At 72.5% G+C, this 13,923-nt stretch carries 10 protein-coding genes; all 10 read left to right on the top strand.

Annotated features, from left to right (window positions below; all coding sequences use genetic code 11):
* Nucleotides 1–118 precede the first annotated feature (118 nt).
* The 10 genes from ACFWRO_RS26115 to ACFWRO_RS26070 all read left to right on the top strand — a co-directional run bounded on the left by ACFWRO_RS26115 (nucleotide 119) and on the right by ACFWRO_RS26070 (nucleotide 13,884).
* Nucleotides 119–1,396 (top strand): ubiquitin-like domain-containing protein, encoded by a 1,278-nt coding sequence (locus tag ACFWRO_RS26115; RefSeq protein ID WP_384513793.1) that lies wholly within the window; start codon nucleotides 119–121, stop codon nucleotides 1,394–1,396.
* Nucleotides 1,397–1,424: 28 nt separating this feature from the next.
* Nucleotides 1,425–2,297 (top strand): 16S rRNA (adenine(1518)-N(6)/adenine(1519)-N(6))-dimethyltransferase RsmA, encoded by an 873-nt coding sequence (gene rsmA, locus ACFWRO_RS26110; RefSeq protein WP_384513791.1) that lies wholly within the window; start codon nucleotides 1,425–1,427, stop codon nucleotides 2,295–2,297.
* 86 nt (nucleotides 2,298–2,383) lie between these two features.
* Nucleotides 2,384–3,334, top strand: a complete 951-nt coding sequence (locus ACFWRO_RS26105) for a 4-(cytidine 5'-diphospho)-2-C-methyl-D-erythritol kinase (RefSeq protein ID WP_384513820.1) — start codon at nucleotides 2,384–2,386, stop codon at nucleotides 3,332–3,334.
* Between the two features lie 51 nt (nucleotides 3,335–3,385).
* The gene (locus ACFWRO_RS26100) at nucleotides 3,386–3,931 is read left to right on the top strand and encodes a GNAT family N-acetyltransferase (protein WP_384513789.1); all 546 of its coding nucleotides are present in this window, start codon (nucleotides 3,386–3,388) and stop codon (nucleotides 3,929–3,931) included.
* A 99-nt stretch (nucleotides 3,932–4,030) separates the two neighbouring features.
* On the top strand, nucleotides 4,031–4,714 hold the full coding sequence (locus ACFWRO_RS26095; protein WP_384513787.1) for a hypothetical protein: 684 nt from the start codon (nucleotides 4,031–4,033) through the stop codon (nucleotides 4,712–4,714).
* Between the two features lie 94 nt (nucleotides 4,715–4,808).
* Nucleotides 4,809–6,134: an acyltransferase gene (locus tag ACFWRO_RS26090; RefSeq protein WP_384513785.1), complete on the top strand. Its 1,326-nt coding sequence runs from the start codon at nucleotides 4,809–4,811 to the stop codon at nucleotides 6,132–6,134.
* 76 nt (nucleotides 6,135–6,210) lie between these two features.
* Nucleotides 6,211–7,968 (top strand): protein kinase, encoded by a 1,758-nt coding sequence (locus ACFWRO_RS26085; RefSeq protein ID WP_384513783.1) that lies wholly within the window; start codon nucleotides 6,211–6,213, stop codon nucleotides 7,966–7,968.
* A gap of 101 nt (nucleotides 7,969–8,069) precedes the next feature.
* Nucleotides 8,070–9,884, top strand: coding sequence for an ABC-F family ATP-binding cassette domain-containing protein (locus tag ACFWRO_RS26080; protein WP_384513781.1), 1,815 nt, complete (start codon nucleotides 8,070–8,072; stop codon nucleotides 9,882–9,884).
* A gap of 145 nt (nucleotides 9,885–10,029) precedes the next feature.
* On the top strand, nucleotides 10,030–11,916 hold the full coding sequence (locus tag ACFWRO_RS26075) for a PQQ-binding-like beta-propeller repeat protein (protein ID WP_384513779.1): 1,887 nt from the start codon (nucleotides 10,030–10,032) through the stop codon (nucleotides 11,914–11,916).
* 147 nt (nucleotides 11,917–12,063) lie between these two features.
* Complete coding sequence (locus ACFWRO_RS26070) at nucleotides 12,064–13,884, top strand: PQQ-binding-like beta-propeller repeat protein (RefSeq protein ID WP_384513777.1); 1,821 nt, start codon at nucleotides 12,064–12,066, stop codon at nucleotides 13,882–13,884.
* Nucleotides 13,885–13,923 lie beyond the last annotated feature (39 nt).

Below are 13,923 nucleotides of genomic sequence, written 5' to 3'. Positions count from 1 at the left end.
TGAGATCCGCTACCGATCCGCTACGGAGATCCGCGGAGATCACCGATGAATAACAGTTACGTGTAGTAGCCGGGTCGTTTTGGAGAGTGATCACCGCCGGGGCTAGTGTCCCGGCCTCGTGAGCACTTCCCAGGGCAGTCACCGCTCCCCGCGGCGTTCGGCGCAGGCGCAGGCGCCGACACCCGTGCCCGTGCCCGTCCACGACCAGCTGACCCAGGAAGCGGTCCTCGTACCGCCCCAGGCCCCGGGCTCCCGCGCCGAGGCCCGGCGCGCGGCCCGCCGCCGCAAGGCCAGGCCGGGGCCTGCCGAGAGCCTGCGGCGCATCGTCCCGCAGGCCCTGGTCGTCGCCTTCCTGGCCGGCGGCACCAGCGCCTTCGTCGCCAACGACAAGGCGATCCGGCTCTCCGTCGACGGCGTCCCGCGGACCCTGCACACCTTCGCCGACGGCGTCGACGAGCTGCTCGCCGACGAGGGCCTCGCCGTCGGCTCCCACGACATCGTCGCCCCGGCCCCCGGCGCCGACCTGGCCAGCGGCGACGAGGTCGTGGTCCGTTACGGCCGCCCCGTCGCCCTCACCCTCGACGGCCAGCGCCGCCAGGTGTGGACGACGGCCAGGACCGTCGACGGCGCCCTGCGGCAGCTCGGGGTACGGGCCGAGGGCGCGTACCTCTCCGTCTCCCGCTCCGCGCCCATCTCCCGCCGGGGCCTCGCCCTCGACGTCCGGACGGAACGGACCGTCACCCTCCTCGCCGACGGCCGCGAGCGGACCCTGCGCACCAACGCCGCCACCGTCGGCGAGGCCGTCGAGGAGGCCGGGATCACCCTCTCCGGCCAGGACACCACCTCCGTGCCGCCCGGCTCCTTCCCGCGCGACGGCCAGACGATCACCGTCATGCGGATCACCGGCACCCAGGAGATCCGCGAGGAGTCGATCCCGTACGCCGTCGAGCGGACCCGCGACCCCGGGCTCTTCGCGGGCACGGAGGTCGTCGAACGGCAGGGCGTGCAGGGCGTGCGCCGGGTCACGTACAGCCTCCGGACCGTCAACGGCGTCCGGCAGAAGCCGAGGAAGACCGGCGAGGAGATCGTCCGGGAGCCCGTCACCCAGAAGGTGAAGGTCGGCACCCGGCCGCTGCCCACCTCCGTCGCGGGCGCGGACGGGCTCGACTGGGGCGCGCTCGCCGCCTGCGAGTCCGGCGGCCGGCCGGGCGCGGTCGACCCCTCGGGGACGTACGGCGGGCTCTACCAGTTCGATCCCGGCACCTGGCGCTCGCTCGGCGGCAGCGGTGTCGCCCAGAACGCGACCGCGTCGGAGCAGACGTTCCGGGCGAAGAAGCTGTACGTGCAGCGGGGCGCGAGTCCCTGGCCGCACTGCGGCCGAAGGCTGTACCGGTGAGCCGTGGCCGTAGCCGTAGGCTGTACCGGTGAGCACCACCACCGGCCCCGAAGGCCCCGACGCCCTCCTCGGCCCCGCCGACATCCGTGAACTGGCAGCAGCCCTCGGCGTGCGCCCCACGAAGCAGAAGGGGCAGAACTTCGTCATCGACGCCAACACGGTCCGGCGGATCGTCCGCACGGCCGAGGTGCGCCCCGACGACGTGGTCGTGGAGGTGGGCCCCGGGCTCGGCTCGCTGACCCTGGCGCTGCTCGATACGGCGGACCGGGTGACGGCCGTCGAGATCGACGACATCCTGGCGGGCGCGCTGCCGTCGACGATCGAGGCGCGGCTGCCGGGGAAGAAGGACCGGTTCGCGCTGGTCCACTCCGACGCCATGGACGTCCAGGAGCTGCCGGGCCCGCCGCCCACGGCGCTGGTCGCGAACCTCCCGTACAACGTGGCCGTGCCGGTGCTGCTGCACATGCTCGACCGCTTCCCGACGATCGAGCGCACGCTCGTCATGGTCCAGGCGGAGGTCGCGGACCGGCTGGCGGCCAAGCCCGGCAACAAGGTGTACGGCGTGCCGTCGGTGAAGGCGAACTGGTACGCCGACGTGAAGCGGGCCGGCTCGATCGGCCGCAACGTCTTCTGGCCGGCGCCGAACGTCGACTCGGGTCTCGTCTCGCTGGTCCGCCGTACGGAGCCGGTCGCGACGACCGCCTCCAAGCGCGAGGTCTTCGCGGTCGTCGACGCGGCCTTCGCCCAGCGCCGCAAGACCCTCCGCGCCGCCCTCGCCGGCTGGGCGGGCTCGCCCGCGGCGGCGGAGGAGGCCCTGGTGAAGGCCGGCATCTCGCCGCAGGCGCGCGGCGAGGCGCTGACGGTGGAGGAGTTCGCGAGGATCGCGGAGGCGAAGGCGTGAGCGCGGGTACGGCGTCCGGTACGGGTACGGCGTCGGGCGCGGGCTCCGGTGCGGGTTCGGCGTCCGGTACGAGTACGGGTACGGGGCTGGGCGCGGGTACGGCGTCCGGCGCGGGTACTGGTGTTGGTACGGGGTCTGGCGCGCCGAGTGTCACCGTGCGCGTGCCCGCCAAGGTCAACGTGCAGCTTGCCGTCGGTGGGGCGCGTCCCGACGGCTTCCACGACCTGGCCAACGTCTTCCTCGCCGTCTCCCTCCACGACGAGGTGACGGCGACGCCCGCCGCCGAGCTGACGATCACCTGCGAGGGCCCGGACGCGGACAAGGTCCCCCTGGACCGCACCAACCTGGCCGCGCGCGCCGCCGAGCTGCTCGCCGCCCGGCACGGGATCTCCCCGGACGTCCACCTCCACATCGCCAAGGACATCCCGGTCGCCGGCGGCATGGCGGGCGGCAGCGCGGACGGCGCGGGCGCGCTGCTCGCGTGCGACGCGCTCTGGGGCCTGAACAGCTCCCGCGCCGAACTCCTGGAGATCTGCGCGGAGCTCGGCAGCGACGTGCCGTTCAGCCTCGTCGGCGGGGCGGCGCTCGGCGTCGGCCGCGGTGAGCGACTGACCGAGCTCCCGGTGGGCGGCGGCTTCCACTGGGTCTTCGCCGTCGCCGACGGGGGCCTGTCGACACCGGCGGTGTACGGGGAGTTCGACCGCCTCAACGAGGGCGTCACCGTCCCCGAACCGGCCGCCTCGCCCGCCCTCCTGGACGCCCTGGCGACCGGCGACGCGACCGCCCTGGCAGGCGCCCTGGCGAACGACCTCCAGCCGGCGGCCGTCTCCCTGCGCCCGTCCCTGACGGCCACCCTGGAGGCCGGTACGGCGGCCGGCGCCCTGGCCGCCCTGGTCTCGGGCTCCGGTCCGACGACCGCGTTCCTGGTGAAGGACGAGGACGCGGCCCGCGCGGTCGCCGACGCCCTGATCGCGTCCGGCACCTGCCGCACCGCGCGCGTGGCGACGTCCCCGGCCCCGGGGGCCCTGGTTCTCTAGCCAGCCCTTATTCGATTGCCGTCGGCGAACCCGGTCGGATAGGAAGCTCGCATGCTGAGGGGAACCAAGGTCGGGCTCAGGGCCCGGCACGAGGAAGACATTCCGATCCTGCGGACCGAGCTCTACGACGATGTCGTCAACGGCTCTCGGGCCGAGAGCGGCCCGTGGCGGCCGATCACGCCCGGTTCGAAGGATCCGCGGCTCGTGGTGGACGACAAGGAGCAGGGGCACGTCCCGTTCTCCGTCGTGGAGTTGGAGGGCGGCACGCTCGTCGGCACCGCGACGCTGTGGGGCATCGACACCCACAACCGCTCCGCGCACATCGGCCTCGGCCTGCTGCCGGCCGCCCGGGGGAAGGGTTACGGCACCGACGTGGTCGCGGTGCTCTGCCACTACGGCTTCGTGGTGCGCGGCCTGCAACGGCTGGGGATCGAGACGCTCGCGGACAACGCGGCGATGCTCCGCTCCGCCGAGCGCAACGGCTTCGTCCGCGAGGGCGTCCTGCGCTCCTCGGCGTGGGTGATGGGCGAGTTCCTCGACGAGGTGCTCCTCGGCCTCCTCGCCGAGGAGTGGAAGCCGAAGCCGAACGCCGTCTAGGGCGACGACTCCGTCCCTCGGCTTCCAACGGACCTATGGGTTCCGGGAGTTGATCCGGATAAGCTCGGCCTCCGTGATGATCGGCTGGGGGAGGCTGGGGTGCACGGTAGGGAACTGGCGCGTGCGGCGATCCGGTTACTGACGGAGCGCGGGCCCACCACCCAGGAGGGGGCCGAGCGGCAGGCGAAGGTCCGCGTGCTCGTCGAGGACCGGCTCAGCCGCGGCACGCTGGGCGCGGCCGCCCTGGAACGGCTGAGGCACGAGCCCGGCGACGCGGCCGCCTCGATCGTCGCGGAGGTCCTGGCGGACGAGATCGCCCGGGACACCGCCTTCGCCGCACTCCTGACGGACGTGGTCGGTGCGGGCGCGGGCCCCGTACAGCCTGGTGCCGTACCGCCGCCCGGCTCCGTACCGCCCGGCGTCCCGCCGGCGCCCCCGAAGCCGCCCTTGTCGCACCCCGCCGTGACGTCGGCCCCGGGCTCCCGGCCTCCGCTGCCCGACAGTTACCGGCGCCAGACCTGGGTCATCCTGCTGCTCGGCCTGCCGCAGGCGATCGTCACGTACGTGGTCCTGAGCGTCCTGGTCGCGTTGGCCGACGGCAGCATGGGGGGCATCGCCGGCGTGCTCTACGTACTGCTGCTCCTCGTCATGGCGGGCGGCCTGGTGACCTCAGTCGTCCTGGCGGTCCAGCTGCTCCGCAAATTCACCAGCGCGGCCCTCATGACCGGGGTGATCATCCACTCCCTCCTGCTCCTGCGGATGGTCCTCGGCGCCGTCTTCTGACGCCCGGCGGGACCGGCGGAACGGCACGTACTCAGAGGCCGGTTGAGTATCCGCGCCCTGACGGGCCGTGGGGCGGGCGCGCGACCGTACCCGTATGGGAAACAACGCAGTCACGGGAGCAGGGGGCGTCAGCGCTCGGGAGCTCGCCGCCGCCACGCCCGCGACGCGTGACCGGTACGTCGATCTGCTGCGGGTCGCCTCGCTCGGGGTCGTCGTCCTCGGGCACTGGCTGATGGCGGCGGTGACCTCCGACGGGTCGGTCGGCAATCTGCTCGCCGTCGTGCCCGAACTCCAGATCGTCACCTGGGCGCTCCAGGTCATGCCGGTCTTCTTCTTCGTCGGCGGCTTCTCGCACGCCCTGGCCCACCGCTCCCGCCCCGCGTACGCCGCCTTCCTGCGCGCCCGGCTCCAGCGGCTGCTGCGGCCCACCATGGTGTTCGTCGGCGTGTGGGGCGCCGCCGCGCTGGCGATACAGCTCCTCGGGGCCGACGGAGGGCTGGCCGGGGTCGCGCTGCGGCTCGTCACGCAGCCGCTGTGGTTCATCGGGATCTACCTCGCGATGGTGGCGTTCACACCGCCGCTCGTGAAGCTGCACGAGCGGTGGGGATGGGGCGCCTTCGGCGCGCTCGTGGGCGGGGCGGTCGCCGTGGACGTGCTCCGCTTCGCGTTCGACGTGCCCTTCGTCGAGTTCCTGAACTTCGCCTTCGTCTGGCTCGCGATCCACCAGCTCGGCTTCCTGCGCGCCGACGGCATGATCCGGCTCCCCGGCGTCCTCGCCGGCGCCGGGCTGCTCGCCGCCGCCGGGCTCGTCGCCCTCGGGCCTTACCCGCTCTCCATGGTCGGGATGCCCGGCGAGAAGGTCTCCAACATGGCCCCGCCGACCCTGGCCCTCCTGGCCCACGGCCTCTGGCTGGTCGGCGCCGTCGAGCTGCTGAAGGGCCCGGGCGCCCGGTTCGTCGCCCGCGCCGGGGTCTGGCACAAGGTCGTCGTCGCCAACGGGATCGCCATGACCGCCTTCCTGTGGCACCTGACCGCGATGCTCGGCGTGTACGGCGCCCTCCTCGCCCTCGACGTCACGCTGCCCGCCCCCGCGACCGGCGCCTGGTGGGCGCAGGTGCCGCTCCGGATCGCCGCCGCGGCCGTCCTCACGGGACTGCTCGTCGCCGCCTTCCGCCGCTTCGAGCGCCCGCCCGCCCGGCGCGCCGCGTCCACGAGCGCAACCGCCGCGGGCGGCCCCGTCGCCGCCCTCGGCATCACCCTGGCCCTCCTCGGCATCCTCGGTCTGTCGATGGTCGGCTTCGGCGGGCTCCTGGAGGGCCGCTCGGCCACCCTGATCGCCCTCCGGATCACCGCCCCGGCGGCGGTCGCGATGGCCCTCGTCGGCTGGCTGCTCGTGGAACGGGTGGGGCGTACCGCCTGAGTGAGAGTCAGGTGAGGGAGTCGCCGGAGCCGTTGACAGGGGCCCGGTGGGCTACGCCTACCCTGGTGGCCCTGGCGTGGTGAACGGCGCGGTACGACGGATCGGAGCGGTACGGGTGACGGGGGCGAACGGCGGGGAGCTGGTCGGCGAGATACTCGGCGGGCGGTACCGCGTGACCGCGACGATCGGGCGCGGTGGCATGGGCGTGGTCGCCAAGGCGGTGGACCAGGTGCTGAACCGCGAGGTCGCGGTCAAGGTCCTGCGGGCCTTCACCGACGCCTCGCCCGCCGAACTGGCCGACCTTCGGGTCCGGATGCAGCGGGAGGCGCAGGCCGCCGCCCGGATCCGGCACAGCGGTGTGGTCACCGTCCACGACGTGATCGAGGAGCGGGGGCTGCCCGTCATCGTCATGGAGCTGGTCGACGGGCCCTCCCTCGACGACGTCCTCACCCAGCGCGGCCCGCTGGACCCGCGCGAGGCCGCCGCGATCGGCGCCCGGCTGATGGACGCGCTCGACGCGGCGCACCGGGCCGGGGTCCTGCACCGGGACGTGAAGCCCGGGAACGTGCTCCTGGAGCACGGCGGCCGTGTCGTGCTCACCGACTTCGGCATCGCCAGCATGGACACCTCAGGTGACGAGGCCCTCGCCAAGCTGACCCAGAGCGGTCAGATCGTCGGCTCCCTCGACTACCTGCCGCCCGAGCGCGCGCAGGGTCAGGAGCCGGGGGCCGCCTCGGACATCTGGGCGCTCGGCATGACGCTGTACGCGGCCGTGGAGGGCGCCTCCGCCTTCCGCCGCACCTCGGTCTGGTCCACGCTCGCGGCGATCGTCGGCGAGCCCCTGCCGGAGCCCCTGCGCGCCGGGCCGCTCGCCCCCGTGCTGCGGGCGCTCATGGCCAAGGACCCGCGGCAGCGGCCCGACGCCGCGCGGGCCCGCGAGCTGCTGGAGGCGGTCGCCGCGGGCGCGACGCCGGACCTGACGCCGGACGCGACGACGAACCTCGCGCCCGCGCCCGTACCCGTTTCCGTACCCGTACAGACCCCGGCCCCCGCTCCCGTACCCGTACCCGTACAGCCCCCGCCCGGAGCCTTCGGCCCCGCAGCCGAACCGTTTCAGCAGCAGTACCCGCACCCGGCCCCCATACCGGCCACCCCGCCCGAGAGCCGCACCGAGGTCGTGCGCGCCCGCCGCCGCCGTACCCGTACCGTCCTCGCGGCTGCGGTCGCCACCGTCCTCGTGGGCGGCGGCGTCGCCTACGCGCTCATGAACAACGGCGACGAACCGGGCGGCGGCGGCTCGCAGGCGGCGCCGCCCGCGGCGAACGCGCCGGCCGACGGCGACCTGTCCGGTACCGGCGGCGGCGCGGGCGACGACGAGGCGACCTCCCCGGGGGACCTGACGTCCATGGACCCCGGCGTGACCCGGTCCGCCACCCCCACGGCGCCGAATCCCACGCAGAAGACGCCCGGAGACGGCGACGACAAGCCGTCCGCGAGCCCGTCCGCGAAGCCGTCCACGTCCACGAAGCCGACGCCCACCGCCACCGCGAAGGAGCCCACCCCGGTCTCCACGGCGTGCACCGGCTGGACCCACGCCAACCGCAGCGACGGCTACGGAAACCTGTCCCAGAACTCCCACCTCTACACCGGGCCGTACGCGGACTGCGGCTGGGTGGCCCCGGTCAAGGACGGAGTGAAGGTCTACTACCACTGCTACGTCACCAACGCCCACGGCAACAAGTGGATCTACGCCCGTATCCAGGGCACGGAGACCGAGGGCTGGATCTTCGCCGACAAGACCACCGGCGGAAGCGGCAACCTCAACCGCTGCTAGGCCCGCCTGGCCCGTGGGGGGTGGGAGGAATGCCGGACGCCGTCTCCTCGGCCCGGCGTCTACCCTTGGACCTCGATCCATTCCCCGCTTCAGGAGTCAAAGTGGCCGTCAACCTGGTCAATGTCGAGGCTGTCAGCAAGGTGTACGGCACACGTGCCCTGCTCGACGGTGTCTCGCTCGGCGTGTCCGAGGGCGAACGGATCGGGGTCGTGGGCCGCAACGGCGACGGCAAGACCACCCTCATCCGGATGCTCGCCAAGCTGGAGGAGGCCGACACCGGCCGCGTCACGCACAGCGGCGGGCTGCGGCTCGGGGTGCTCACCCAGCACGACTCGCTCGACCCGGCCGCCACCATCCGGCACGAGGTCATCGGCGTCATGGCCGACCACGAGTGGGCCGGCAGCGCGAAGATCCGCGACGTGCTCACCGGGCTCTTCGGCGGGCTCGGCCTGCCCGGCTTCGAGAAGGGCCTCGACACCGTCATCGGCCCGCTCTCCGGTGGCGAGCGCCGCCGGATCGCGCTCGCCAAGCTCCTCATCGAGGACCAGGACCTGCTCGTCCTGGACGAGCCCACCAACCACCTCGACGTCGAGGGCATCGCCTGGCTCGCCAAGCACCTCCAGACGCGCCGTTCCGCGCTCGTCTGCGTCACCCACGACCGCTGGTTCCTCGACCAGGTCTGCACCCGCATGTGGGACGTGCAGCGCGGTGACGTCCACGAGTACGAGGGCGGCTACTCCGACTACGTCTTCGCCCGCGCCGAGCGCGAGCGCATCGCGGCGACGGAGGAGACCAAGCGGCAGAACCTGATGCGCAAGGAGCTGGCCTGGCTGCGGCGCGGCGCCCCCGCCCGTACGTCCAAGCCCCGCTACCGCATCGAGGCCGCCAACGAGCTGATCGCCGACGTGCCGCCGCCGCGCGACACCTCCGAGCTGATGAAGTTCGCCAACGCCCGGCTCGGCAAGACGGTCTTCGACATGGAGAACGTCACCGTCACCGCCGGCCCCAAGACGCTGCTCACGCACCTCACCTGGCAGCTCGGCCCCGGCGACCGCATCGGCCTGGTCGGCGTCAACGGCGCCGGCAAGACCTCCCTGCTGCGGGCGCTCGCGGACGCCGCCACCAGCCAGGGCGAGCAGCAGCCCGCCGACGGCAAGGTCGTCGTCGGCAAGACCGTACGGCTCGCGTACCTCTCCCAGGACGTCACCGAACTCCCCGCCACGCTGCGGGTTCTGGAGGCCGTCCAGCAGATCCGCGACCGGGTCGACCTCGGCAAGGGCCGGGAGATGACCGCCGGCCAGCTCTGCGAGCAGTTCGGCTTCTCGAAGGAGAAGCAGTGGACACCGGTCGGCGACCTCTCCGGTGGCGAGCGCCGCCGGCTGCAGCTGCTGCGCCTGCTGATGGACGAGCCGAACGTCCTCTTCCTCGACGAGCCCACCAACGACCTGGACATCGAGACCCTGACCCAGCTGGAGGACCTCCTCGACGGCTGGCCGGGCTCCATGGTCGTCATCTCCCACGACCGGTTCTTCCTCGAGCGCACCACCGACCGCACGTTCGCGCTCCTCGGCGACCAGGCGCTGCGGATGCTGCCGCGCGGCATCGACGAGTACCTGGAGCGGCGCCAGAAGATGATCGAGGCGTCGGTCCCGTCCGCCGCAGCCCCGGCCTCCGCGGCCGCGCAGGCGAAGCCGGGCGTCTCGGCGGCCGACGCGCGCGCCGCGAAGAAGGAGCTGCAGAAGGTCGAGCGGCAGATGGACAAGGTCTCCGAGAAGGTGGCGAAGCTGCACGCCCGGATCGCCGAGAACGCGACCGATTTCGAGCTGGTCGCGAAGCTCGACGCGGAGCTCCGGGAACTCTTGGGGGAGCGCGACGAGTTGGAGATGCGGTGGCTGGAGTTGGCGGAGGACGCGTGAGGACGCGTAGAGAAGCCGTGCGAAACGCGTAACGAGGGCATCACGGGCCGGTCCTCCCTTGGGAACAAGGGGTGGACCGGTCGCTTTTGCGTCATCGGGTGAGTGGTAGAAAGAAAACCCGCTCACACCAAGGGGGAACGCGCTGATGACCCAGCCGCCCAGCAACCAGCCGCCGGGCTTCGGCGCACCGAACCCGGACCCGGCTCAGAACGCGCCGCAGAACCCGGCGCCGAACGCGCCTCAGGGCCCGCCGCCGATGCCTCCGCAGGCACCGCCGATGCCGCCCCAGGCGCCGCCGGTCCCGCCGCAGGCTCCCCAGGCTCCCCAGGCCCCGCAGACGCCGCCGCCCGCCGCGCCCGGCCCGTACGACCAGGCCCCGCAGCCCGGTTACGGCTACCCGCAGCAGCAGCCGCCCACGCAGCCCGGTTACGGGTACCCGCAGCAGCCCGGCCCGTACGGCCAGCAGCCGGGTCCGTACGGTCAGCCCAACGCGTACGGCCAGCAGCCCGATCCGTACGGTCAGCAGCCGAACCCGTACGGCGGCGGCTACCCGACGCAGCCCCCGGCGCCCGCGCCCGGCGGCAAGAACCCGTTCAAGGGCAAGCCTGGTGTCGTCATCGGCGCGGCCGTGGCCGCCGCGCTCGTCATCGGCGGCGGCACCTGGTTCGCGCTCAGCGGGGACGGGGAGGAGAAGCCGATCGCCAAGCCGACGGCCACCAGCGGAACCCCGAAGCCGAGCGAGTCCGTCGACCAGGGCGACGGCACCGGCGACGGTGGCGGCCGCAACGGCGAGGACGACCTCAACGCCGGTCGCCAGCAGGGCGAGGCGAAGATCGACTGGCTGCTGAAGAACAACGTCGACCTGCCCCGCAACGGCGCCGACGTCTTCGGCCCGTGGGTCTCGGGCGATGTCGTCGCCAAGGCGATGTACAAGGGCATCAGCGGCTTCGGTCTCGCCGACGGCGCCCCGAAGTGGAACCTGGACGTGCCCTTCGAGGTCTGCGCCGCGGCCCCCGAGCCCGCCGCCGACGGCACTCTCGTCATCGCCATCAACGACAAGGCGGGCGACCGCGCCGACTGCAACGTCCTTCAGCAGATCAACCTGAAGACGGGCAAGGCGGGCTGGAAGAAGTCGCTCGACAAGGGCACCGGCTTCAGCTCGTTCTCCGACATCACCCTCGCCATCAGCGGCACCACGGTGACGGCGGCCGGCATGAACCACTCGTGGGGCTTCGCGCTCGCCGACGGCAAGCAGCTCTTCGGCAAGCCGGCGGAGGGTCAGTGCCAGCCGTACGCCTTCGCGGGCGGCTCCAAGCTGATCGCCGCCGCGGCCTGCCGCACCGGCGACGTCAACAAGCCGCAGGAGCAGGTCAGCGAGGTCGACCCGCAGACCGGCAAGCCGAAGTGGACCTTCAAGCTCAAGCCCACCTGGGAGGTCGACAAGGTCTACTCGGTGGACCCGCTGGTCGTCTCCGCCCAGCAGCGCGACGAGAAGAAGTGGACGGTCTTCGCCGTCACCGCCGACGGCAAGCTCCGTTCGCAGATCGAGGGCGGCACCGACAAGTACGCCCCCGACTGCGGCGGCGGCACGTTCGTCGTCTTCGGCCGTAACCTCCAGGGCTGCAACGGCGTGACCGCCGACGCCAACACCTTCTACATGGCGACGGACTCCGAGTACCGCCAGGCCAACGCCGTCGTCGCCTTCGACCTGAACACCGGCAAGCAGAAGTGGCGCGCCGCCGCCCCCGCCGAGCGCACGATCACCCCGCTGCGCATGGAGGGTTCGGAGGTCGTGGTCTACATGAAGGCGCTGTACGACAAGGGCGGCGCTGTCGCGACGATCGCGCCGACCGGCGGCTCGCCGAAGATCCTGCAGCAGCACCCGCTGTCGACGGCCGAGATCGAGGACGACTACTACAGCCCGGCCTACCTCTACTCCGGCGGCCACTTCGTCGTGGCGGCGGGGCGCGTCAGCGCCCAGAACGACGCGGAGGAGAAGGAGACCAAGACGATGATGTCCTTCAGCAAGTGACGCCGGTCCGTCACCGATGACCCCACCGCAGCAGCCGGGCAAGCGCCCCACGACCGCCGTGCAGACGGCGGTCGTGGCGGCGCTTCTCGCCGTCGGCACGGCCGACGCCCCGCCGGCCGCCCGAACGACTTCCGAGGTACCCACACCATGACGCAGCCACCTCCGCCCCCGCCCAACCAGCCCCCGGGCCCGCCGCCCGGCGGCTTCGGCGCACCGCAGGACCCTCCGCCCGGCGGTTTCGGCGCGCCCACGCCGCCGCCGAACCAGCCCCCGAACCAGGCCCCGTACGGCTACCCCCAGCAGCCGCCGACGCAGCCGCCCGCCCAGCCGCCGGCGCAGCCGCAGTACGGCTATCCGCAGCAGCCGCCGACTCAGCCGCAGGGCCAGCCGCAGTACGGGTACCCGCAGCAGCAGCCGTACGGGTATCCGCAGCAGCCGCAGCAGCCCTACGGCTACCCGCAGCAGCCGCAGCCGTCCACGATGGTGGCGTCCGGCGGGGGCGGCGGCAAGAAGCTGTCCACGCAGATGCAGATCGTCATCGCCGCCGTGGTCGCCGTCGTCCTCATCGTCGGCGGCGGCGTCTGGTACGCCAACTCCGGTGGCGGCGAGGAGAACGACAACGCGGGCGGCACCACCGGCGCGACCACCGGCCAGAACAAGGGCGGCGGCGACGGAGGCCTCGGCGGCAACGGCAAGGAGAAGGTGCCGGCCGACATCAAGTCCTCGCTCACGTTCCAGCTGCCGCAGCCCAAGGTCGACGACACCACGGACGTCAGCGGCTCCTGGATCACGGACAAGGCGTACGTGAAGACGGACGTCAACTCGATCGTCGGCCGCGACCTCGACAAGGGCACCCCGCTCTGGACCCTGGCCCTGCCGGGTCAGGTCTGCGCCACGTCGCGGCACACCACCGCCGACAACAAGACCGCGATCCTCTTCGAGGCGACCAAGCGGGTCGCGCCGAAGTTCTACCAGCCGTGCAGCGAGGTCGGCGTCGTCGACCTGAACGCGGGGAAGCTGGTGTGGTCCACGTCCGTCACCGGCGGCAACGCGGGCGACGACAAGGCCAGGTTCAGCGAGGTCACGCTCAGCGGGACGACCGTCGCGGCCGGCGGCACCGACGGCGGCGCCGCCTTCGACCTGGCCAACGGCAACCCGCGCTGGAAGCCCAAGGCGAACGCCGAGAGCTGCTACGACATGGGCTACGGCGGCGGCGAGGGTCTCGTCGCGGCGCGCAAGTGCGGCGGTTACAACGCCCAGTACGTCGTCATCCAGAACCTGAACCCGATGACGGGCGCGGTGATCTCCCAGTACAAGATGCCCACGGGTGTCGAGTACGCGGCGATCGTCTCCACCAAGCCGCTCGTGGTCGCCGCCGACGTCGGTGACACCGCCGGCGACGGCAGCGGCATCTCGGACTTCTTCTCGATCGACGAGAAGACCGGCAAGCTGAAGGTCAAGATCGCGGCGGACGCCGACCGGTTCGCGGCCAAGTGCCGTTCCACCGAGGTCGAGACCTGCAGCAAGGTCGTCGTCGGCAACGGCCGGCTCTACCTGCCGACCGAGGAGCGCGAGGGCTCCACCGGGGAGTACGGCGACGAGACCAACGAGATCCTCGCCTTCGACCTGGCGACGGGCAAGCAGATCGTCCAGAAGGCGGACGCCGGCGACAAGTGGACGATGGTCCCGCTGCGCATGGACGGCGGCAACCTCCTCGCGTACAAGATGCCGCCGTACGACAAGGGCGGGCAGATCGTCTCCATCGACGGCGGCACGATGAAGCCGACCGTGCTCATGGAGAACCCGTCCGACAAGACGGTCCGCGACGCGGAGGGCACCTTCTCGGGCGACTACGCGGAGATTCTCTACGCCAACGGCCGGATGTTCATCTCGGACGTCATGATCAGCAAGCCGAGCGGCACGAGCACGTACAAGGAGTACCTGGCGCTGGGTTTCTCCACCAACTGATCCACTGACCGATCCACCGACTGACCCACCAACTGACCC

It is taken from the genome of Streptomyces sp. NPDC058579, assembly GCF_042718575.1.
Taxonomy (GTDB): Bacteria; Actinomycetota; Actinomycetes; order Streptomycetales; family Streptomycetaceae; genus Streptomyces.
Note: the sequence above shows the minus strand (reverse complement) of the source record. Positions and strands in the feature narration are given on the sequence as shown.